We start from the raw sequence: 21,401 nt of genomic DNA, 5'->3' as shown, positions 1-21,401 counted from the left end.
GGCGGGCGGCGCGCCGGCGTGTGGCGAACATCATGCACCAGACATACCTACTGGTCGGTACCCTGCGCCGGAGGCCGTGAACGACAGGAGGCGCGATGTCTGCGACCAACCGCCAGATCCGTCTGGCAGCCCGCCCCGTGGGCGAGGCCAAGCCCGAGGACTGGGAGCACTTCTCAGGGCCCGTCGACGAGCCGGGCCCGGGCCGATTCGCGGGCCGGACGCGCGTCATCTCCCTGGACCCGGCGATGCGGGGCTGGCTGGACGACCGTCCCTCCTACCTGCCGCCGGTGGGCATCGGCGAGGTGATGCGCGCCGGGTCGGTCATCGAGGTCACCGCGTCGAATCACCCCGACTTCCAGCCGGGCGATCACGTGGTCGGCACGTTCGGCGTCCAGGAGTACGTGGTCTCCGACGGCAAGGGTGCCCTGAAGGTCGACACCTCCCTCGCCCCGCCCTCGACGTATCTCGGCGCGCTGGGCATGCCCGGCATGACCGCCTACTTCGGTCTGCTGGACGTCGGGGCGCTGAAGGACGGTGAGACCGTCGTGGTGTCGGGGGCGGCCGGGGCGGTCGGCACGATCGCCGGCCAGATCGCGAAGGCCAAGGGCTGCCGGGTCGTGGGCATCGCCGGAGGCCCGGAGAAGTGTGCCATGCTCGTCGACGAGCTGGGATTCGACGCGGCCATCGACTACCGCGCCGAGGACGTCAGGAAGGCGCTGCGCCGGGAGGCCTCCGACGGCATCGACGTCTACTTCGACAACGTCGGAGGGGACATCCTCGACGCGGCCCTGACGCGTCTGGCAATGCACGCGCGGGTCGTGGTCTGCGGCGCGATCAGCCAGTACAACAACGCCACGCCGGTCAAGGGCCCCTCCAACTACCTCTCGCTGCTGGTGCGCCGCGCCCGCATGGAGGGCTTCGTCGTCTTCAACTACGCCAAGCGCTACGCGCAGGCGGCGCAGGAGATCTCCGCCTGGATCGGGGCCGGCCGCATCAAGGTCAAGGAGCACGTGGTGAAGGGGAGCGTGGACGACTTCCCCGAGACGCTGGGGATGCTCTTCCGCGGGGAGAACGTCGGCAAGCTCGTCCTGGAGCTGGCATGACGGCCGTCGAGAGCGCCGTCGCCGCCCGGCCGGGACAGGCGGAGGGCGCAGCGCTCCAGGGCAAGGTGGCGATCGTCACCGGCGGTGCCAGTGGACTGGGCCGGGCCACGGCACTGGCGCTGGCGGAGGCGGGGGCACGCGTGGTCGTCGCGGACCTCGACGCGCGGGGCGGCCGCGAGGTGGCCGACATGGTCGGCGGCCGTTTCCGCGCCTGCGACGTCTCCGATCCCGACGCCAACCGCGCGCTGGTGGACTTCGCCCAGGAGCAGTACGGCGGCATCGACATCGCCGTGCTCAACGCCGGGGTGGCGACCGGATGCGGCGTCGGTGAGGACTTCGACCTGGCACGCTACCGTCGCGCGATGGGAGCCAACCTCGACGGCGTGGTCTTCGGAACCCATGCGGTGCTGCCGGCGCTGCGGGCCCGCGGGGGAGGGGCCATCGTGGCGACCGCGTCCCTGGCGGGCCTGGCCGCCGTACCGCTCGATCCTCTGTACGCGGCCAACAAGCACGCGGTGGTAGGGCTTGCCCGCTCCCTGGGGCCGGCTCTCGCGGCGGACAACGTGCGCTTCAACGCCGTCTGCCCCGGCTTCGCGGAGTCGCGGATCATCGATCCGCTGCGCGACATGCTCTCCAAGCAGGGGCTGTCGGTCATTCCGGCCGAGGTTGTGGCGGACACCGTGCTGCGGATCCTCACCGGAGACGGCACGGGGGAGTGCTGGTTCATCCAGCCCGGCCGCGATCCGGAGCCGTTCCGGTTCCGTACGGTCCCCGGTCCCGGCGAGTCTGTCGGCGTCTGAGAAGACCGTCAGGCGGTGGTGGGCTGAGAAGCGAACGCGCGCTCGAGCAGTGTGTACAAGGTGTCCTGCTCCTGCTCGCTGAGTCTGCTCAGCCCGGCCAGCGTCTTGTTCATCTTGCCGCGGATCACGTCGATGACCTGCTCGCCCTCCTCGGTGAGCAGGACGTTCTTGACGCGCCGATCGGAGGGGCTCGGCTCGCGGCGCACCAGGCCGCGCTTCTCCAGCCGGTCGACGATTCCGGTCATGTTGGAGGCGTCGCAGGTCAGCGTGGTGGCCAGCGTGCTCATGGAGGCGGGCCCCCGGCGCAGCACGTTCAGCGTCTTGCCCTGGCTGGCCGTGAGGTTCTCGCTCGCGGCGGCGACCGTGAAGTCGCCGTAGTAGGCAGCCAGGGACACCGAGAGCAGCTCCATGAGCCGGGAGGTGTCGACGCGAGAAGGTGCTGTCATGAGCGTCACCTTACGCCGGAAAACTTGACGATCTCAAATATCGATGGCTACGGTCTCCCCCATTACTTGAAGTTCTCAAGCTTCGATGTTCTCAAGTAGTTCGTCGAGCGATCACGTAGGGAAGAGATCCGTGCCTCACGCGCAGCAGACGGCCCCCCGGAGACAGTCAGCAGACACTGCGGTCGTCCTGGTGCTAGGCCTCGCCGCGATGGTCGTCTCGATGATGCAGACGCTCGTCGTCCCGATCCTGGGAATCATCCAGAGCGACCTGCGGGCGACCACGGCCAACGTCAGCTGGGTGACCACCGCCACGCTTCTGTCGGCCGCGGTCTTCACACCGCTGCTCGGCCGCTTCGGCGACCAGCACGGCAAGAAGCCCACCCTCGTGGGCGTGCTGCTCGTGATGATCGCGGGCTCGGTGCTCGCCGCCACCACCACCTCGCTGACGTGGCTGATCGTCGCCCGAGCGATGCAGGGTGCGGCCACCGCGATCTTCCCGCTCGCTCTGTCCATCCTGCGTGAGGAGATCAGGCCGGAGAAGCTGCACGGCGCCATGGCCCTGGTCAGCGGCACGCTCGCGTTCGGCAGCGGACTCGCGCTGGTCGGCGCCGGGCTCCTCACCCGCGGCTCCGACCCCGACTACCACCGGGTCTTCTGGCTCGCGGTCGTGCTCGCGGTGATGGCCCTGGCGGGCGTGCTGTTCACCGTGCCCGCTTCCCGGACGACCACGGGCGGGCGCACGGACTGGCTGGGCGCGGGCACCCTGGCGATGCTGCTGGTGCTGCTGCTTCTGCCGGTCTCGCAGGGACACGAGTGGGGATGGACGTCCGGCCGTACGCTCGGCTCCTTCGCCGGGGCCGTCCTCATGGCGGTGGTGTGGGTCGTCGCCGAGCGCCGGGTCAAGGAACCCATGGTGGACATGAAGATGTTCGTCCACCGGCCCGTTCTCTTCACCAACCTGGCCGGGCTGCTGCTGGGCTTCGCGATGTTCGCCCAGTTCATCGGTGTCTCGTACCTCGTCCAGATGCCGGAAGGCGTCGTCGGCTACGGCTTCGGCGCTTCCGTGCTCGAAGCGTCCGTCGTGTATCTGCTGCCGACCACACTCGTCTCGCTCGTGGGCGCCCAGTTCGGGGGGGTCCTGGTGCGCCGGCTCGGCGCGCGCTTCACTCTGGCCGCCGGGGCCTGCCTCGGAGTGCTCGGCTTCACGTGGCTGAGCGTCGCGCATGATGTGACGGCCTCGGTGATCGGCGCCGGCATGGTCATCGGCCTGGCGATCAGCTTCGGCTACGCCGCCATGCCCGCTCTCATCGTCGCCGGTGTGCCCGCGCACCAGTCCGGCATCGCCAACGGCATCAACTCCATCTCCCGCTCGGTCGGCAGCGCCGTCGCAAGCGCGGTGATCACCTCGCTGCTGGCGTCGAAGACCATCCCGCTGCCGGGCGGAGGGCCCGCACTGCCGCAGGAGAGCCAGTTCACGACGACCTTCGTGATCGCCGGGGCGGCCTTCGGCCTGGTCGTCGCCGTGGCCCTCGTCGGCATCAAGTCGTCGCACGCCCCTCGTACGTCCGTGCCGAGGAAGGTCGCGGACTCCTCGACGGCGGGGCTTGCGCAGGCGGAGGCCGGTGCCGAGCTTGTGTGACCGTGCTTCAGGCGCTGCCGCCGCCTTCAGGCTCTGACGCTGTCTCCAGGCGTTGCCGCCGTCCGGAATCATCGAAAGGTTCAGCCACCACAAAGCAGTCCCCACCCAGCCGTCTGCTTGACCCCGCAGTCTCCGAAAGGCATGTCACGATGACGACGTCCGACCACCCCCAGCACCCACCCGCTGCCACCTCGGTCGATCACCGCACCGCGGTCGCGGCGGAGACCGCCCGGTTCGTCGCAGCGGTCAAGGACTCCGACCTGGCCACGGCGGTGCCCAGCTGTCCCGGCTGGACGCTGGCCGACCTGGTCAGGCACACGGGCAGCGTCCACCGCTGGTTCTCGGTCCTGCTGCGGGCCCGCATCCAGGAACCCCCGCGCACGCGTGACGTGGACCTTCAGCTCCCCGACCAGGAGGACGGATACATCGACTGGCTGGCCGAGAGCGCGACCGTGGCCGCGGACGCCTTCGCGGCCACCGACCCGGACCTGCCGATGTGGGCCTGGGGTGCCGACCAGCACGCCCGATTCTGGGCACGCCGGATGCTCTTCGAGACGCTGCTGCACCGGGCCGACGCCGAGGTCGCACTCGGACTCCGGCCCGCGATCGACCGCCCGGTCGCGGTCGACGGGATCGACGAGTTCCTCGTCAATCTGCCCTTCGCCACCTTCTTCGCGCCCAAGGTGGCCGACCTCCGTGGCTCCGACACGACCATCCGCTTCCGCACGACCGACGGGGACGACGCCTGGGTCGTCCGCCTGCGGCCCGACGGCTTCGGGCTCGACCCGGCCCACCCGACCGCGGCCCCCACTGCCGCGACCGTCCAGGGAACCGCGGCCAACCTGCTCCTCCTCGCCTACGGCCGACTGCCCTACCAGGCAGAGGCCTTCGCCCACGAGGGCGACGAGCACTTGCTGACCCACTGGTTCGCCAACTCCGCGTTCTGAGAAGGCGCCGGCCCCTCATACGCTCACCGACTGGGCCTGGCGACACCGCCGTAGGACCAGGTGGAGCCCTTCGACATCTCGAAGTGCAGATGCGGCCCGGTCGCGTTGCCGGTGGCGCCGACCTTGCCGAGCTGCCTTCCGGCACTGACCTTCTGACCGGCCTTCACCTGCCGTTCCGAGAGATGGCAGTAGGTGGAGATGCGGCCGTTGTCCGCTGCAGCCCGATCCATTGCCCGTCGGCCTTCCCGTCCGGTTCTGGCTTCCAGGCCTACGAACCACGTGCGTAGAAGCCGAAGGTGACCTTGTGCCCGGGCACGGGCGACGGCACCTGTTTCCTGCCGGGAGTGCCCGCACGGGGAAGGGAGGGTGCTGCGGTCCTGCAGTCGACCTGGAAATGGACGTGGTGGCCGAGGATGGTGGGGGAGGTGCAGCCGGGGTTGCCGTCGGCGTCGGTTCCTTTGAAGCCCTGGGCGAGTTGTTCGGCGCGGTAGGCGGCTCTGGTCTGTTCGCCGACGAAGCCGGTGGGGCCGTCGGGGATCTTGCGGCCCCGGCTGATCAGGGCTTTCTGTACGGTGCGTACCTCCTCGTTACAGTAATGTCGGCGCAACCCGTGGTGGTACACGTTGGTATCACTAATCAACCAAGTGATCTCGTGCGCTCTGCCGTCGCCGAGCCGGCGACGGGACGCTAATGGCCATGCAGAATTCGCGCGAGTTCACCCTTCCGCCGTTCTACTGCCCTCTGCCAGCAGCGTGCAGCCCTCTCGCCGATGCGGCAGGGGTTGAAGCCGTGAAGTGGATGACGTCTCACGGGCTGTGCGGCGACCCGACGACACTCGCCCGGATCCGGGAGGCGGAGGTGCACCGTCTGATGGGTTGGCTGGTTCCGCGGCCGGAGAACGAGGACGTCTTCCGGACGCTGACATGCTTTGCTCATCTGGTGCTGCTCGCCGAGGATCTGCTCTTCGACGGCTCTCCGTCGGCAGGCGGGTTCAGCGGGATCATCGAGCAGGCGGGACGCGTCATGCGGGTGATGGAATCGCCCGGCTACCGGGTCACCGGGGCGGATGACCCTTACACGCTGGCCCTCGTCGACGTGATGAACCGGCTCAGGAAGGAGAGCACACCGGGCCGGGTCGGCCGACTGACCCACGAGATGAGGCGCTGCTTCGCGGGTGCTGTACGCGGCATCAACGCTCTGCACGGTCTCGGCGCGCTCACCGAGGACCAGTACATGTCCATTCGGCTGGACGACGTGGCGGGCCATCTGACCATCGTGCTCATCGAAATGTGCGGGGCCGAGCCGCTGACGGACGATGCGTGGCAGTCCCCGGCTGTGCTGGCCTGCCTGGAGAGCGCCGGAATGGTCGGCGCTCTCGACAACGACCTGTTCTCCTACCGCAAGGAATCCGTGCACGACCTGAACCTGATCAATGTTCTGCAAGTGACGCGGGGGCTCTGCGTGCAGGATGCCGTCGAGGAGACGATGAAGGTGCGGGACCGTGTCATGCGGCTGTTCCTGAGGCTGCGGGAAGAACTGCTGGTCGGCGCACCGGTGCCGCTGCGCTACGTTCTGGGGCAGTTGGGCCAGGCCCTGAGGGGGCACGTGGAATGGGGGCTGACGGCTCCGCGCCATACGGGGGCGTCCTCGAGCGCGACGGCGGGCAGTGGTGTCGCCGCGCTCTCCGGCTGCTGGTCGGACCGGCCTTCGAGCGACGACGCCGATCCGCTGCCGTATCCGAGCATCTCGTGGTGGTGGGACCAGACTGGGCAGGCCTCAGGGGGACTGCGTACCGAGCAGCAGTGAATACAGCCTGGCCTCCACCCCGCCGGAGAGGTCGATCGAGACGGCCTTCGGCTGTGTGTACTCGTCGAGGGCGTGCTCGCCGCTCTCCCGGCCGATCCCGCTCTCCTTGCAGCCGCCGAGGGGGAAGTGGGGCGGGAGCGCGTACCAGTCGTTGATCCACACGACGCCGGTTTCCAGGCGCTCGGCGATGTCGAGTGCGGCTTGGTTGTCGCGGCTCCAGATACCGGCGGCCAGACCGTACTGGGTACTGTTGGCGATCTCCACGGCTTCTTCGACCGTGCGGTAGCGCATGACCGCGAGGACTGGCCCGAAGATCTCGTCCTGGGCGATCCGCATGTCCGGGGTGACGTTGGTGAGGATGGTGGGCTCCATCCAGTGTCCGCGGGTGAACATCGGACCGGACGGCACCTTGCCACCGTGGACGATGCGGGCGCCCTGGTCGACGGCGGAGGCCACACAGGCCAGCGCGTGATCCCGGTTTTCCCGTGAGATGAGCGGGCCCAGGTCGGTCAGCGGGTCCAGCGGGTCGGAGATGCGCAGCGTCCTGGCCCGCTCGGCCAACTGGTGCACGAACGCGTCGTGCAGGGACTCGGGGAGCAGGAGACGGGTCCCGGCCGCGCAGATCTGACCCGAGTAGGCCATGCACGCGAAGAGTGCCCCGTCCACGGCGGTCGTCACATCGGCGTCCTCGAGGACGATGTTGGCCGACTTGCCTCCCAGCTCCAGAGTGAGGTGCCTGAAGCCGCCCGAGGCTCGGCGCAGCACGTCGTGGCCGACACGGGTAGAGCCGGTGAAACCGACCTTGCGGACGTCCGGGTGCTCGACGAGCCGGCCCCCGACCTCGGGGCCGTCACCTGTGACGAGGTTGAGGACTCCGGGCGGGAGGCCCGCGGCTTCGAGTTCGCGTACGAGCTCCACGATGGTGAGCGGGGCCCGCTCGTCGGGTTTGATGACGACGCTGTTGCCCGCGGCCAGTGCCGGGATGACCTTCCAGCCCGCGTGCACGAGCGGGAAGTTCCACGGCACGATGGCGGCGCAGACACCGAGGGGCTCGCGCCGGACCAGCCCGGCCGCCAACACGGGCGAGACCAGGGCCGATGGCCGTTCGAAGTCGTAGCGCTCCACCAGGCCGACCTGATAGCGGAGATGGGCCAGCGACGTCCCGATGTGCAGTGCCTCGGCAAGACGCACGGGAGCACCGTTCTCCCTGACCTGCATCTGGGTCAGCTCTTGTGAACGCCGTACCAGCCGGTCGGTCGCTTCGCGCAGCACCGCTGCCCGGTCGGCGGGCGGTGTGGCGCGCCAGGTCCTGTCCTCGTACGCCGACCGCGCGGCGGCGACCGCTTGGTCTGCGTGCTCACTGCGGCCTTTGGCGAGGGTTGCCACGAGTTCTTCCGTCGCCGGGTTGCGGATCTCGTAGCGCTCCGGTGTGTCGATCCACTTTCCGTCGATGTGCATCAGGGCGTGCGGAACTTCCTGCACTGGCGGGCCTCCTGGCCGTTCGGTCGTGGGCATGGTAGTGGTGCGGATGGGGGCGGGAAGCGGGCGCCGGCCGTCCGATCAGTCGAAGACGAGGACGGGCTTGACGACCTTCCCGGTGCGGGCCGCCTCCACGGCGTCCTCGACGCGATGGAACGGGAAACGCTCGACGAGCCGGTCGAACGGGAAGCGCCCCTGGTGCCACAGGTCGATCAGGTGGGGGATGAGGACGCGCGGCTCCGCGTCCCCTTCGATCACGCCGGTCAGGGTGCGGCCCATCAGGAGGTGGCCCTGGTCGATGGTGATGTCGTTCTCCAGGGCCTGCAGGCCGAGCGTCGCGCAGGAGCCGGGAGTGCGCAGGGCTTCCAGCGCCTGGCGGACGACCGTCCCGGAGCCGACCGTGTCGACCGTGAAGTCGGCTCCCAGGCCGGTGATCTCCGCGAGGGACCACGCGATGTCCTCCGTGGCGGCCGGGTCGAGGGTGTGCGTGCACCCCAGGGCCTCTGCCGTGCGGCGGCGGAGAGGATTGGGGTCGATGCCGATGAGCGGATCGCACCCGGCCACGGCTGCGGCCATGACGGCGCTGAGCCCGACCGTGCCCAGCCCGAAGACAACAATGCTCTGTTGCGGCCGTGGGCGCAGGACGCGGAAGACGGTCCCGGCGCCGGTCAACAGGCCGCAGCCGAGCGGACCCAGGATGTCGAGGGGCGGGCCGTCCGCGCCGACCGGGACCTTGACGGCGTTGCGGACGCTGGCGACGGCATGGGTGGCGAAGGAGGACTGTCCGAACCAACTGCCGTGCACTGGCTGCCCCTTGAGGCCCATCGTCGTCGTGCCGTCCGGCCGGGTGCCGGTGTAGTTCAGGGCGGCGGACAGGACGCAGTACGCGGGATGGCCTGCCGTGCACTGCGGGCAGGACCGGCACGCGTCGAAGCTCAACACGACCTTGTCGCCGACGGCCAGTGTGCTCACCTTCGCACCCACCGCCGTCACGGTCCCGGCGCCTTCGTGCCCGAGGACGAAGGGCGTCGGCAGCGGTACCTTGCCGGCCGCCGCCGTCCAGTCCGTGTGGCACACGCCCACCCCGGCCGTCCGGACGAGGATCTCGTCAGTGGCCAACGGGCCGAGTTCCACGGATTCCAGAGACAAGGGTCCGCCGGCTGTGTGCTGCAGGGCGACCGTCGCGGTCACGGTCCCAGGCGCGCTCAGGGGCTGTTTCATCGCCCGGTCTTCCGGTCCTTGGCGGCGATCATCTCCCGGTAGAGCGGGAAGACCGGCTTGGCCAGGGGCAACAGACCGAGAAGCTTGCTCACCGGACCCCGGGCCCGGACCTCGCCCGTGGCGAGGCCGACCGCGGCGTTGTACTCACCGCGCCAGAAACGGTCACCGTTGTCGGCGGACATGGTCAACCGCACGTCCGGGCGCACGTCCGTCGCTCCTTCGACGACCTCGATCCCCTCCGGCAGCATCCGGACCGTCAGGGTGGCCGCCGGAGAGAAGTAGTCGATGCGGAAGGTGAGTCGGGAGGCGCGCAGCCGGGGACCTACCTCCGGGTGGGAGTCCGCCGTCCGGAACACTCCGCCGAGGTACTGGTAGACCTCGGACGCGTTGTCGAAGTAAGGCATCATTCACCCCTCGTGAGGTAGCGCTCGAATGCCTCCCCGGCATCCGGAACGAGCGGCCAGCAGGTGGCCGCGCTCCGGAACTCGGCGAGCGTCAGCCAGCCGCTCCACGCGATCTCCCGCGAGTCCGGCACCACGGCGTCGGTCAGTACCGCCTCGTGAATCCCGAACCAGTACGGGCCGACGGCGCCCGAGCAGATGAACTTGAACAAGTACCGCACCGAGGCCTCGACCCCGAGTTCTTCACGCAGCTCACGGCACGCGGCATGCACATAGCTCTCCCCGGGCCGCACCGCTCCGGCGATCAGTGGCGCGTACTTGCCGGCGAACCACGGCACGTCCGCCGACCGCCGGTTGACCAGCACCCGCCCCTGGGTGTCCCGGCACACCACACCGGCCACCCGGTGCAGCCAGCCCTCGCGCACTGCGTCGTCACGCCGCACGATCCGCAGCACACGATCGTCGTTGTCGACCTGCTCGACCTGCTCCAGTTCCACCTGCTCGCCCGCGTCGGTCACCAGGGGCCTCACCACTGCCGGACCCCGGGCACGGCGAGGTCCGTGAGCCGCCTGAGGGCCTCCTTGGCGACAGGATGGAAGGGAGCGTCATCCAGGATGGCCAGGGCCTCTTGGCGGCGTTCCAGAACCATCCGCCTGACCATGTCCGGCGCTCCCGTCGAGGCGATCAACGCCCGCGCCTCCGCCAGGTCCTGCTCGCTCAGGGAGGGGTTGCCGACCAGCTTGCGCAGGCGTTCCGCCGCCTGAGGCCGGGCGTGCTGCATGGCCAGTGCCAGGACCACCGTGTGCTTGCCCTCCCGCAGATCACGCCCGTCGGTGCCCCCTCCACCGCCGTCGATGACCACGTCCTCCAGGTCGTCGTACATTTGGAAGGCCTCGCCCAGCGGCCGGGCGTAGGCGGCACAGGCGTCGAGGTGCGCCGGGTCGGCGCCTGCCAGGGCGGCACCGATCTGCATCGGGCGCTCCACGGTGTACTTCGTGGTCTTGTAGTGGATTACCCGCAGCGCATTCTCCACACTGCCGCAGTCGTCACCCGAGGCGAGCAGATCGAGGTACTGGCCAAGGACCAGCTCGCCACGCATGCGATCCAGAATGTCCCGGACCACTGCTTGTTTCGCGCCGTCCCCCAGGCCTCCCAGCAGTTCGGCTGACCAGACCTCGCACAGGTCCCCCAGCAGAACGGCCGCACTCTCCCCGAACCACGCGGCTCGCTCCCGGGGCCCGTGGGCCGCGAAGGCATGGTGGGCGGTCGGGCGGTCGTGCCGGCGTTCCGACCCGTCGATCACATCGTCGTGCACGAGTGCGAATGTGTGGAACAACTCAAGCCCCGCGGCAGCGCGAAGCACCGTCGAGCCGAGCGGGGCGTTCCCCACAGAACTCCAGCCGAGGCAGCAATAAAGCGGTCGTACCCTCTTGCCGCCGCCCCCGATAAAATCCCGGAGCACGTCGAACATTTTCCCCAACAATGGACCGTCCGGACCGCATGCCTTCCGCTGGAGGAATTCGAGGAGAGCGTCCTCCACGGTGAGCCGGAGTGCGGTCATGTCGAACTGCTGCGAAGCCGTTGGCGGCGCGACCATATGAACCTCCCGAGTCATCGCGGTACGGCATTCTCACGGAGCGGTGGCGTCAAACTGGACGGACAATCAGTCGGATAATCGTCAGGTGCACGCCGGTGCGGTATTCCGGGGCGCAGGCGGACGATGGGTTCATCGCGCGCCCCGTTGACTCGGTGCGTGAATACGGGGAGAGACGAATCAGGGACAAAGATTCCTTTGGTCCGATGACCTGAGTCGCTGCTGGCTGCAGGTGCTCACGGGAGGTGCTCGGTGGAGGTCGAAGATGTACGTCACTCCTACCGTCGGCGTACAGTCCTACGGGGCGTCGACCTCCACTTGCGCGCTGGAGTCCTCGCGGTAATCGTCGGGGAGAACGGTGCGGGAAAGACCACGTTGCTGAAGATCCTCGCCGGTGAACTTCGACCGAGTCACGGAACCGTCCACCACAGCGGCCGTTTCGGCTACTGCCCTCAGCGCACAGTCCTCAACGACGCGCTGACCGTTCGACAGCACCTCCATTTCTTCAAGACGGCCTTTCGCCTCACCCATGTCCGCCACGCCGAGGAGATCATGAGTGTCCTGGGGTTGGCAGCCCATATCGATGAACGGGTCGGCGAACTCAGCGGGGGAACCCGGCAGAAACTCAATCTCACCCTGGCCCTCATGCATGACCCCAAGGTGCTGCTACTGGACGAGCCGTACCAGGGCTTCGACTGGGACACCTATCGCAGGTTCTGGGCACTCGCCGCACAGTTGCGGGATGCCGGCCGTTCGATCCGAGTAATCGTCAAGACCTGTGGACCGGTTGATCTCACTTTCGTTCAGGTGAGTTGATCGCGACGAGTTCGACTTCGAAGCCGTCGTCGTTCTCCAGGTAGGCGGCGTAGTGCTGTCCGCCGCCGGCGGAGGGATGCTGTTCGGGGAACATCAGGTGCCAGCCGTGCTGGGCGGCATCGGCCACCAGCTTCTCGACCGTGGTGGCGTCTTCGACGTGGAAGGCCAGGTGGTTCAGCCCTGGGCGGCAGCGGTCGTGCTCTTCCGCGGTGAGGGCCGGCGACTGCTCGATGACCAGGTAGGTCGGCCCGACCCGCCAGCTGCGTCCGCCTTTCCAGCTCTGGAAGAGGGCATACCCCAGTGCCTCCAGCAGCCAGCCGAGCGAGGCGAGCGCGCGATGGAGGTCCGGCACCCACAGTTCGACGTGATGCAGCATGCCGTGCGACGGCCGGCTCATGCAGCGACCGCCTCAGGGCGTTCGACGAGCTGGCCGCGTTCGAAGCGGGCTCCGGCGCGGACGAGGGCGACGAGGTGGGGTGCATTCACGGCCCGCCACCGCTGCTGGGCGGACTCGACGAGCTTGAAGACCATCGCCAGGGCGGCGGTGCGGGAGCCCGCACCCCGGGCGACCTTGGTCCGCAGCCGGACGGTGGAGAAGGTCGACCCGATGGGGTTGGTGGTCCGCAGGTGGATCCAGTGCTCGGCGGGGAAGTCGAAGAACGCCAGCAGTTCGGCCTCGTCGTCGATGATCTTCTTGACAGCCTTGGGGAACTTCGCGCCGAAGAGCTGCGAGAACGTCTTGATCGCCGCTTGGGCGTGCTGCTTGTCCTCGGCGTTGTAGATGTCCTGGATCGCCTTCTTCGCGCCCGGCTGCGCGGACTTCGGCATGGCGTCCAGGGCGTTGGCCGTTTTGTGAACCCAGCACCTCTGCTCGCGGGTGGCGGGGAAGACCTCGGCCAGGGCCTTCCAGAAGCCCAGGGCGCCGTCACCGACCGCGAGCACCGGGGCACGCATACCCCGGCGGGCGCAGTCCCGGAGCAGGTCCGCCCAGGACTCGCCCGATTCGCGGTAGCCGTCCTTGAGCGCCGCTAGCTCCTTGGAGCCGTCGGCGCGGACTCCGATGAGCACCAGGACGCAGGCTTTGGCCTCCTCCAGGCGAACGTTGAGGTGGATGCCGTCGGCCCACACGTACACGTAGTCGACCTCCGCGAGGTCGCGTTCCATGAACGCGGCATGGTCAGCCTGCCACTGCGTCGTCAGCCGGGTGACCGTGGCCGGGGACAGTCCGGCCGGGTTGCCGAGGAACTGCTCCAGGGCAGGCACGAAGTCGCCGGAGGACAGACCGTGCAGGTAGAGCAGCGGCAGCACCTCGCTGATCTTCGGGGACTTGCGGCACCAGGGCGGCAGGATCGCCGAGGAAAACCGCTCGCGCTCGCCGGTGGCCTCGTCGACGCGCTTGTCGTTTACCCGCGGGGCCCTCACTTCCACTACCCCGGCCGCGGTGGTGACCTTCCTGGGCTGGTGGTAGCCGTTACGGACCACGAGCCGCCGACCGTTCTCGTCGCGATGGTCGGCCAACTCGGCTATGTAGGCGTTGACTTCGGCTTCCAGCGCGGCGGCCAGCATCCTTCTTGCGCCTTCCCTGACGATCTCGTCGATCAGGGCGGAGCCGTTACTGTAGCGGTGGTGCCGTCGTCGTTGACTACGCTGAGCACGGGCGTGCCTCCCCGACCGGTGCTGCGAACACCGGCCTACTCGATGACCATCAATCGATCACTCGGGAAGGTACGCCCTTCGCGTGCTCCCCGAACTCGATCCACAGGTCTTGAGCATTGCTCGTTCGATCCTCGTCGTCTCTCATCCGGCCTATAACACCGAACGCCTGGACGAGTTGTGGACGCTGAGCAGTGGGCTGCTTCGACCAGGGGCGGGAGACGCTCCATGAGCGGCCATCTGGCCCTCTTCGTCACCGCCACTCGATACGCGCTGATCGAACACGCCCGCAATCGGTTCGCCCTGACACTGGTCGCCGTCTTCCTGCCTCTATGGACGTCTCTGACGTATCTGGCGATGCCTGACACCCCCTCGCCGGTGCGTCTGCGGGCCACCGGGCAGTGGTTGACCCCTCCAGGGAACGAACTGACCGCGATCGCGGGGCACTCAACGCCGTCACCCTGATCGCAGGATTCATGATGTTCGCGGCGACCTTCGAGCGGAGCAGCTTCGACCGGCGCCTGGCGTTGGCCGGCTACCCCTGGTTGCACCTCGTCCTCGCCAAAGTGGCGGCTCTCGCCCTGTCCGCCGCGGCCCTCTCGGCATACGCCACCGCCGTCACGTTCCTGACGCTGTCACCCAGACAACCCCTGGTGCTCTTCGCCGCATTGTTCTGCGCCGCCCTGACGTACGGTGCCCTGGGCGTGGGGTTCGGCACCTCAGGGCGTTGGCGAAGGTCTCTCACCTCCACTCGAACCGACAGCGCCTCACGGCGCAAACAAGATCCCCGACAGAGCCGAATTGGCTGACCGTCGACACCACCATGGATCACTTCCCCTGGATGACAAAGCATCCAACGCCCAGGTGTCGGAATTGCGGGGGTCACTCCAACCGCCGCTGAACCCAAGGAACTCGACGAGAAGATATGGGAGCTGCTTCAGCCGTACATCCGCCGGGCTGACGATCCAGAACAGCGTCCCGCCACAGCGCGCCAGGTGTCGTACGTGCACTTCGGGCACCCGGCGCGGGAGTTCGACGGGAAGACGCAGGACGAGGCAGAAGAGCCGCGCTCGTGAGCACGGCCGGGCGGTTACCCGCCCTGCTGCGCGAGCCGTCCTTTCGCCGGTACTGGACCGGGCACACCGTCTCGCTCTTCGGCGACCAGATCACACAGATCGAGTACCGGCGACGGTGGGCCTGACGGATCCCCTGGTTCAGGGGTCCGCCCCCGCTGGAGCGAAGCCTAGAACTTGCGGCTGCGTGGCGCGCGCTGGAGGTGGGGGCTGTGTGGGGCGGTGGCCGTGCGCCGGGCAGGGCGGCGGAAGCGACCGCCGGTGGGGGTCATTCGACGGCCAGGAGGTAGGCGTACTGGGGGTCGAAGGTGCCGGGGGCGGCGGCGCATCCGTCGGCCTCGCCCGGCGGTTTCACCCACAGGTAGGCGTCGACGCGTTCGAGGCCGGTGCCGGCGGTGGGGGTGTGGCCCAGGCGGCGGCCGGGCGGGTCGCAGTAGGGGGTGCCCCGGGCCGGTCCGGCTCCGTTGCGGCTGGTGTCGATCACCATGCCCAGGTCGGGGGCGCCCAGGTCCCGGATGACCTGGAGGCCGTAGCGGGCCTCGTCGCCCGTCGCGTTGAAGTTCGACACGTTGAGGGCGATGCCGTCCCCGTACCGCAGGGCTCCGGCCTGCCGGAGCCGGTCGGCGATGGTGAGGGCGGGGTGCCAGCGTGAGTGGCCGGCGTCGTAGTACAGGTGGGCGTTCGGGGCGTCGCGGGACAGGGTGCGGCCCGCGTACGTCAGGGCGGCGATCCGGTCCAGGCGCTCGCGCGAGGTGAGGCAGTCCATGAGGGCGAGCGAGTCGGGCTCGAGCACGACCACGGCGGTCGCCGGGCCGATCGCGCGGGCGAAGGCGTCGATCCACTGCCGGTAGGCGGTGAGGCCGGCAGTGCCGGTGCCGGGTCCGGCGCAGTCGCGGCGGGGTACGGCGTACGGGACGAGGACCGGCACGGCGCCCTGGAGCCGGGCCGCTGCGACGGCCTTGCGTACCTGTTTCCCGGTCGTGGCCGGGTCGGGGTCCGGGAACCATGAGGCCTGTGGCCGGGAACTGATGTGCTCGGTGATGGCTGCGGCCCGGGCGTCGCGCGGATGGTCGCGCACCCACCGCGCGACGGCGGTGTCGGGCCCGGTGGAGAAGCGCGTCGAGGCCGGGAACAGAGGCGCTCGCGGAGGAAGGGGAGGGAGGAGGGGCGTCATCGTGGTGATACCGACGAGCAGGGCGAGAACGGTCATCAGGGCCCGGATCCGCAGCGCCCACGTGTGGACGCGTGGGGGCGTCCGGCGGCCCGGAGGGGTGGTGGAGCGCGCCCGGGGGCGAGCGGCGTGGACCGGCCGCCGCACGGATGGAGCCGTCCGGACGTCACGGATTGCGCGGCGTCGGCGAGGCGGTCCGTCCGCCCGCGGTGCGCTCTCACGCGGTGGAGCCGTCGACGCTGTCGCCGGGGCCGCGTTCCGGGGATCCCGGCGGCCGTCGGCCCATGCCCGGCGCCCCCGCCGGGCCGGAGGCGGCGGGGGCGCCTCCGCGCCGTCCGTCCACTGCGTCAGCCGTCGTCGAAAAGATCGAAAGGGTTGAAAAGGACGAAAGGGAAGGTGCTCCTCCTGATCAGGAGCCATGCGATGGCAGTCGGCACGATGAGGCCCGCTCCCACCGCCAGCAGGGTCAGCAGCGCGGCTGGGTCCTCCGACCGGGCGGCGACACTGTCCCGTCCGTTCGCCGTCGGGTCGGTGGCCGGTACGGCGGTGTGCACCGTGGAGTCGGATGCGGTGGCGGTGGCGGACGGTGCGGGCCGGTACGCGAGTGCCGCGGCGGGGTCTACGGTCCCGAGGCCGTGGCGAGGATCGCGGCCGGGCGAAGGCGGGCGGGACGTGACCGTCACGCCCGTGCCCCTGCAGGTCTTCCCTGCCTGCTGGGCCTTGAAGGCGGTCGGCGCCCACTGCGAAGCGCGCGGACCGTCGGCACCGGCCGGGGCGGCCGGGGCCGAAGCGGTGACGGCGAGAGCCATCACCGCGGCGCGACCGACGCGCCTGCGGTCACGCGGTGCGTCCGACGGGATCGACGTTGTGCGTTCTGCCATGGTGCGACACCTGCCCGGGGCTGTGGGGGTGCGGGCCGCCGCCGATTCCGGTGGCAGCCCGTGCGGTAGCGGTCCTGACCGCTGTGGACCGCACGCGCGGGACAGGACACCTGACCGTTCCATCCTCGGAGCCCGGCATCCGGTTGCTGCACCCGCCGCTGGGGGAGTCGACCGGGGGATCGGTGGGGCCGTTGACGTGATGTTCGGGGCGGCTGCGGGCCCCGGTCAGCGCCTGGTGCGGCCATGGCGGGGTGAGGCACCACCGGTTCCGCCAGGCTCCTCGTCGACCCCGACACCGGGCAGCTCCTGGGCGCCCACATCATCGGCCCCGAAGCCCCCACCCTCATCCAGCCCCTGATCCAGCCTGCTGGGCCAACCTGCAGCGCGACGCCACCTACGAGCATCCCGATGCATACAGCGAAGACCAGATCGACCGGATCAGGCGCGCCCACCTTGTCCACCTCGGCGCCCTCTACGACGTGCTCGCCCTACGAGGAGCGCGCGACCCCGAGGCTCACCACGCCGCACGCCAGTTGGGGACCGACCTCGTCACCCACGACGGCTTCCACCTGCCGACCACCCGCTGCGCCGGCATCGACCATCTGCGCACCGCCTACGCCGACCTGCACAATCACGCCGGCCTCTATCCCCGAGCCGTCCCTCCGTCTCCCGCCACGGCCCCAGAGGCCGAGCCTGCCGCCCTGCCCGTGCGCTACCCGACCGAGTCACGGCTCGTCCGCGACATGCTCAGCTCGTACGTCGTGGCCAAGGCGTGCCAGCACCAAGGCCTGACCACGGACGCGTACACCCGGATGCGCCGACGCCACGTCACACGCGGGCTTCTGCTCTGGAACACGGCGGCGCTCGCGCTCGCGCCCGCTGACTGCGCCGCTGCTCAGGCAGCAGCGCAGGCCGGCCACCACGTACGACAACTCGACGGAAACGCGCGCACGACCGAAGAGAGGGCCCACCAGTACCTGCTGGAGCCACCCCTGCTCGGGGTACTCCGCAGAGTCGCTCACCTTGATTCCCCACCCGCAGGCGGCTGACCTGCGGCCGGACGCCACTCGGGAGGGGCCGCCCGATAACCAGCCGCAATCAGGGACGTGGCGGGCCGTCCAGGGTGAGCGCAGCTCATCGCGGAGCAACGCCGTAGGCGCCCTTGACGAGCCGTCACGGCCCCACACTCGACGAGCGGGCGGCCCCGGCCCTTCGTTGATCGCTCAACCGAGTGGCGAACGAAGAGCAGGACTGGCGATTTTCAAGGGCCTGTCCGCAGTTCCGTGAATCCCCAGGTCAGCGGCAGGAACGCGGGATCGTTTCGCCAACGTACTTCCTGCCGTGGCGAGCAAGACGATTGAGGATGTGCTGTTTCCCGGGATCGATGTGCGGGTGGAGCGCGTGAGCGACTCCTCCGGCATCCTGGTGGTGGAGGCGGTGTCGATGGCCCGTCCGGGCCGGTGCCCGAACTGCCGTAAGCAGGCCCGCCGCGTACACGGCACGTATCAACGCAGCCTGGATGAGCGGCCGTTGGGCTTGCGCCGGGTCATAGTCCGGCTGCGGGTGCGCCGGTACTTCTGCGATCGTGGGAGCTGTTCCCGCGCGACGTTCGTCGAGCAGGTGGTGGGGCTGTCCGCGCGCTACCGCCGTTCCAGCACCGGGCTGGTGGGCTGGCTGAGGTCGATCGCGATCGAGCTCGGCGGCCGCCCGGCCGCCCGGCTGTGCCGTCGGCTGCGGCTGGCCGCGGGCCGGACGCGGCTACTCAGGCTGCCGACGGCGTCAGCGGTGCCGGACCGTGCACCACGGGTGCTAGCCTCCGCGTTTCGGTTGGGAGGGGTCAGCCAGGCTGATCGCGGCGGACCGTGGTTCTGGCCGCCTGCTGTCAAGCGGGTATGGCTGGGGCCCGACGCTCGGGTCGGGTGCTCCGGTTCCTCGGGTCGTGGGTGAGCAGGGACGGTGCTGTTGGTCAGGTGGCTGGCCGTGGCAGGGCGGCGAGGCGGGTGAACGCTGCGACGAGTTCGTCTCGCCAGGGCCAGGTAGCGGAGATCCGCAGGTGGAGGCGCCGGCCGCCGCGGGTGATGCGGGCGGCTGCATGCAAAAGCCGGTAGCGGAGCTTCTTCGGCTCGGCGGAGGCCAATTCGCCCTTCAGTAGGAGAACTTGGGCCCAGGTGAGTAGGTCGACGGCGGTCAGAGCCAGCTCCAGCCAGGCGGTGTTGATGGCGAAGTGGCGGGAGGGGAAGCGGCCGAGACCGGTGGACTTGCCGCAGCGGATGCGGTCCTCGACGCGGGCGTGCGCACGGTGGCGGGCCTCCAGATGCTGCAGGGAGCCTTCGCCGTGAGGGGTGTCGGTGAGGAAGACCTGGTGGCGCGTGCCCTCGTCGAGATCGAACAAGGACAGCTGGGCGCCGGGATGTGGGCGCTCGCGCCGCACGATGATCCGGGTGCCGTCCGGGTGGTCGGCCAGGTCCACCATGCCGGTCAGTTCTGCCACTTCGGCGCCGGTCCGCAGGGTGCCGTCCTGCTCGAGTGAAGGGTGCCACAGATGGTCGGGCAGGGCCCGGATTGCGCGGTGGACTGGTTCGGTGACGGCGTATCCGACGGAGAAGGTGGTTCGGATACCCCGTTCGCGCAGTGCTCGGACGTGGGCGAGGAAGACTTTCGCGCCTCCGGCGCTGTCGGCGCGGATGAGGATGTCGGTGCCGTGGCGGTGGGCGTCGGGGATCTGGGCCAGGGCCGCGTCCAGGACGGTGATGTGGTCGGCGGCGGTGTTGGCGCCGGCATTGCCCGGCCGTAGCACCCCGGCCAGGGCTTCGCCGGTGTTGTCCAGGAAGCACAGCAGCGGGTGGTAGCCGAAGCCGCGTTTGTAGGTGGCCGCCGCCTGCTCCTTGTCCGAGTGGCAGGTGACGAGGGTGGCATCGAGGTCCAGGACCAGGCCCGGCAGGTCGCGGCCTCCGGCGCGGGCCGCGGGTATGCCGCCGGTGGTCTCGGCGGCCTGCAGCCAGGCGACCTCCCGGGCGGCTGCTCTCGCCGAGCGCAGGCGGGCGAGAGCAGCCGGGTCGATGCCGGCCAGCAGGCGCCAGGCGGTCGGGGTGGAGGCGACCGGGCCGAAGACCTCCGTCTGGTCCCGCAGCAGGGCCAGGTCCGCTATCGCCTCGCCGCTGTCGGCGAGCATCACTGCCAGATCGACCGCGATCCGGCCGGGGTCGTGCCCGGTGCCACGCGGTCGAAGCCTGCGCAGCGCATCCGTGAACGCGCTGGTCAGGCCGGTGACATCGGCGAGATCGGCCAGCAGGCGGGATCCGGCATGGCTGACCACCCCGCGGCCGTCGGCGGAGACGACGAGCTTGGGACGCGACCCGGTAGTGTGCACGCAGAAAGTGCCTTCTTGCTGTGGTGATAGAAGCCCTAGACAAGCCTCATCATCCCAGCTCAGGAGGCACTTTCGCGTTTCCGATCAAGATCCGGACGCCACCGCAAGTGAAACGCGGAGGCTAGCGTCCTGCTTGCGACGGCTGGGGTATTCACCGCCGCCACGGCAGCCGACGCTCACACAGCCCGTCCGGCGACACCGCAGAGCTTCATCCTGCTTGACGAAAAGTCCGACGGTCCCCTCACCGTCCGCATGTGGTACAACACGTCGAACGGCGGCATCCACGGCGAGGGCGTCGAACCAGGAATGAACCCGTACCCTGACATCTCCGTCGACCTCTGGGTTTCAGGCACCTGGGACAAGGGGTCCTCCGGGACGATAGATGTGAACACTTCTGAAACCTTCGCCAACCATGTCAAGGCCTGTGCGTCAGACGACTTGGGACACAGCGTGTGCACCGGAGAGACCTGATCGGCCGCCGTCAACACAGCTGCCGCCGTCGTCGGGTCGAGAATCCGATCCGACGACGGTGTTCTCTATTTACGGGCGCGTGCTGACATAGCGCACGCCTGATCCCCAGGGCCTCGTAGGCAGTGGATCTCCTTCGAGCCCCGGCACGGGGTGCCCGACTTCCCTCGGCCGGGCGGCAGGGGTACGGTCGGGGCCGGGATGAGGGAGATCACGGCGGGGGAGCGGTTGACCTTTGCCACGCAGCCGCCTTACGCGCTCGCCGGGTGAGGGCCAGCGCGTGAGAGGGGACGCCCTCGATGAGGTGCTGGACCTGCTGGTGCTCGCAGGCATCCTGCCCCCTGCCATCACCTGACGGCCGCACCGGGTCAGCCCGTGAACCTGTTGCAGTGGATGTTGCGGTAGGTGTTGCGCCAACGTGTTGCGCTAGGTGTTGCGGCAAGGCCGGGAAGTTAAGGATCTTCTGGTCGGTGTCGAGCGTGTCGGGTCAGCAGGCGAGGGCGTAGGTGGCGGGGCCGGTCTTGTGGATCAGG

The 21,401-nt window shown here is 69.4% G+C and carries 20 protein-coding genes and 3 pseudogenes; 10 read left to right on the top strand and 13 right to left on the bottom strand.

Annotated features, from left to right (window positions below):
- Positions 1 to 95: 95 nt before the first annotated feature.
- Both AB0N07_RS39315 and AB0N07_RS39310 read left to right on the top strand, forming a co-directional pair.
- Positions 96 to 1,103, top strand: a complete 1,008-nt coding sequence (locus AB0N07_RS39315) for an NADP-dependent oxidoreductase (protein ID WP_365843699.1) — start codon at positions 96 to 98, stop codon at positions 1,101 to 1,103.
- Positions 1,100 to 1,903: an SDR family NAD(P)-dependent oxidoreductase gene (locus AB0N07_RS39310; RefSeq protein WP_365843697.1), complete on the top strand. Its 804-nt coding sequence runs from the start codon at positions 1,100 to 1,102 to the stop codon at positions 1,901 to 1,903. Before AB0N07_RS39315 ends, AB0N07_RS39310 begins: the two co-directional genes overlap by 4 nt.
- 8 nt (positions 1,904 to 1,911) lie before the next feature.
- Here AB0N07_RS39310 and AB0N07_RS39305 read toward each other — a convergent pair whose 3' ends face one another.
- The gene (locus AB0N07_RS39305; RefSeq protein WP_365843695.1) at positions 1,912 to 2,349 is read right to left on the bottom strand and encodes a MarR family transcriptional regulator; all 438 of its coding nucleotides are present in this window, start codon (positions 2,347 to 2,349) and stop codon (positions 1,912 to 1,914) included.
- Between the two features lie 208 nt (positions 2,350 to 2,557).
- Between AB0N07_RS39305 and AB0N07_RS39300 the strand changes: the two genes are divergently transcribed.
- Together AB0N07_RS39300 and AB0N07_RS39295 are read left to right on the top strand one after the other, a co-directional pair.
- Positions 2,558 to 3,988 carry an MFS transporter gene (locus AB0N07_RS39300; RefSeq protein WP_365843721.1) on the top strand — a complete coding sequence of 477 codons (1,431 nt, stop codon included), beginning with the start codon at positions 2,558 to 2,560 and terminating at the stop codon, positions 3,986 to 3,988.
- Between the two features lie 149 nt (positions 3,989 to 4,137).
- Positions 4,138 to 4,935: a maleylpyruvate isomerase family mycothiol-dependent enzyme gene (locus AB0N07_RS39295; protein ID WP_365843693.1), complete on the top strand. Its 798-nt coding sequence runs from the start codon at positions 4,138 to 4,140 to the stop codon at positions 4,933 to 4,935.
- A 23-nt stretch (positions 4,936 to 4,958) separates the two neighbouring features.
- On the opposite strand, the gene AB0N07_RS39290 is transcribed toward AB0N07_RS39295, so the two are convergent.
- Together AB0N07_RS39290 and AB0N07_RS39285 are read right to left on the bottom strand one after the other, a co-directional pair.
- The gene (locus AB0N07_RS39290; protein WP_365843691.1) at positions 4,959 to 5,165 is read right to left on the bottom strand and encodes a M23 family metallopeptidase; all 207 of its coding nucleotides are present in this window, start codon (positions 5,163 to 5,165) and stop codon (positions 4,959 to 4,961) included.
- Positions 5,166 to 5,203: 38 nt separating this feature from the next.
- A complete protein-coding gene (locus AB0N07_RS39285; RefSeq protein ID WP_365843689.1) occupies positions 5,204 to 5,542 on the bottom strand; it encodes a peptidoglycan-binding protein in 339 nt (112 codons plus the stop codon).
- Between the two features lie 191 nt (positions 5,543 to 5,733).
- On the opposite strand from AB0N07_RS39285, the gene AB0N07_RS39280 reads away from it, so the two are divergent.
- Positions 5,734 to 6,741 carry a terpene synthase family protein gene (locus AB0N07_RS39280; RefSeq protein WP_365843687.1) on the top strand — a complete coding sequence of 336 codons (1,008 nt, stop codon included), beginning with the start codon at positions 5,734 to 5,736 and terminating at the stop codon, positions 6,739 to 6,741.
- On the opposite strand, the gene AB0N07_RS39275 is transcribed toward AB0N07_RS39280, so the two are convergent.
- The 5 genes from AB0N07_RS39275 to AB0N07_RS39255 form a co-directional block, all read right to left on the bottom strand.
- Positions 6,712 to 8,223: an aldehyde dehydrogenase family protein gene (locus AB0N07_RS39275; RefSeq protein ID WP_365843685.1), complete on the bottom strand. Its 1,512-nt coding sequence runs from the start codon at positions 8,221 to 8,223 to the stop codon at positions 6,712 to 6,714. The two genes, AB0N07_RS39280 and AB0N07_RS39275, sit on opposite strands and share 30 nt — an antisense overlap.
- Before the next feature lie 78 nt (positions 8,224 to 8,301).
- Positions 8,302 to 9,441: an NAD(P)-dependent alcohol dehydrogenase gene (locus tag AB0N07_RS39270; RefSeq protein ID WP_365843683.1), complete on the bottom strand. Its 1,140-nt coding sequence runs from the start codon at positions 9,439 to 9,441 to the stop codon at positions 8,302 to 8,304.
- Positions 9,438 to 9,845 (bottom strand): hypothetical protein, encoded by a 408-nt coding sequence (locus AB0N07_RS39265; protein ID WP_365843681.1) that lies wholly within the window; start codon positions 9,843 to 9,845, stop codon positions 9,438 to 9,440. Before AB0N07_RS39265 ends, AB0N07_RS39270 begins: the two co-directional genes overlap by 4 nt.
- A complete protein-coding gene (locus AB0N07_RS39260) occupies positions 9,845 to 10,360 on the bottom strand; it encodes an NUDIX domain-containing protein (protein ID WP_365843679.1) in 516 nt (171 codons plus the stop codon). The genes AB0N07_RS39265 and AB0N07_RS39260 overlap by 1 nt, the downstream gene beginning before the upstream one ends.
- 8 nt (positions 10,361 to 10,368) lie before the next feature.
- Entirely contained in the window at positions 10,369 to 11,439 is a 1,071-nt protein-coding gene (locus tag AB0N07_RS39255; RefSeq protein WP_365843677.1) for a polyprenyl synthetase family protein, read from the bottom strand.
- 249 nt (positions 11,440 to 11,688) lie between these two features.
- On the opposite strand from AB0N07_RS39255, the pseudogene AB0N07_RS39250 reads away from it, so the two are divergent.
- Positions 11,689 to 12,204: pseudogene (locus AB0N07_RS39250) on the top strand (ABC transporter ATP-binding protein); the annotation flags it as partial.
- A gap of 25 nt (positions 12,205 to 12,229) precedes the next feature.
- On the opposite strand, the gene AB0N07_RS39245 reads toward AB0N07_RS39250, so the two are convergent.
- Positions 12,230 to 12,649, bottom strand: coding sequence for a VOC family protein (locus tag AB0N07_RS39245; RefSeq protein ID WP_365843675.1), 420 nt, complete (start codon positions 12,647 to 12,649; stop codon positions 12,230 to 12,232).
- Positions 12,646 to 13,907 (bottom strand): annotated as a pseudogene (locus tag AB0N07_RS39240) (IS256 family transposase). Before AB0N07_RS39240 ends, AB0N07_RS39245 begins: the two are co-directional and overlap by 4 nt.
- A gap of 226 nt (positions 13,908 to 14,133) precedes the next feature.
- Between AB0N07_RS39240 and AB0N07_RS39235 the strand changes: the two are divergent.
- Positions 14,134 to 14,624: pseudogene (locus AB0N07_RS39235) on the top strand (ABC transporter permease); the annotation flags it as partial.
- 353 nt (positions 14,625 to 14,977) lie between these two features.
- Complete coding sequence (locus tag AB0N07_RS39230) at positions 14,978 to 15,106, top strand: hypothetical protein (protein WP_365843673.1); 129 nt, start codon at positions 14,978 to 14,980, stop codon at positions 15,104 to 15,106.
- A 140-nt stretch (positions 15,107 to 15,246) separates the two neighbouring features.
- Here the strand turns inward: AB0N07_RS39230 and AB0N07_RS39225 are convergent, their stop codons facing one another.
- Both AB0N07_RS39225 and AB0N07_RS39220 read right to left on the bottom strand, forming a co-directional pair.
- Positions 15,247 to 16,188, bottom strand: a complete 942-nt coding sequence (locus AB0N07_RS39225) for a glycoside hydrolase family 6 protein (protein WP_365843671.1) — start codon at positions 16,186 to 16,188, stop codon at positions 15,247 to 15,249.
- A gap of 308 nt (positions 16,189 to 16,496) precedes the next feature.
- A complete protein-coding gene (locus AB0N07_RS39220) occupies positions 16,497 to 17,030 on the bottom strand; it encodes a hypothetical protein (protein WP_365843669.1) in 534 nt (177 codons plus the stop codon).
- Positions 17,031 to 17,509: 479 nt separating this feature from the next.
- Between AB0N07_RS39220 and AB0N07_RS39215 the strand changes: the two genes are divergently transcribed.
- Both AB0N07_RS39215 and AB0N07_RS39210 read left to right on the top strand, forming a co-directional pair.
- Complete coding sequence (locus AB0N07_RS39215) at positions 17,510 to 18,079, top strand: hypothetical protein (RefSeq protein WP_365843667.1); 570 nt, start codon at positions 17,510 to 17,512, stop codon at positions 18,077 to 18,079.
- Between the two features lie 292 nt (positions 18,080 to 18,371).
- Positions 18,372 to 18,977 (top strand): transposase family protein, encoded by a 606-nt coding sequence (locus AB0N07_RS39210; RefSeq protein ID WP_365843665.1) that lies wholly within the window; start codon positions 18,372 to 18,374, stop codon positions 18,975 to 18,977.
- Between the two features lie 19 nt (positions 18,978 to 18,996).
- Here the strand turns inward: AB0N07_RS39210 and AB0N07_RS39205 are convergent, their stop codons facing one another.
- A complete protein-coding gene (locus AB0N07_RS39205; protein ID WP_365843663.1) occupies positions 18,997 to 20,400 on the bottom strand; it encodes an IS1380 family transposase in 1,404 nt (467 codons plus the stop codon).
- Between the last annotated feature and the right edge of the window lie 1,001 nt (positions 20,401 to 21,401).

Origin of the sequence: Streptomyces sp. NPDC051172, assembly GCF_040682555.1 — a bacterium.
GTDB lineage: Bacteria > Actinomycetota > Actinomycetes > Streptomycetales > Streptomycetaceae > Streptomyces.
Note: the sequence above shows the minus strand (reverse complement) of the source record. Positions and strands in the feature narration are given on the sequence as shown.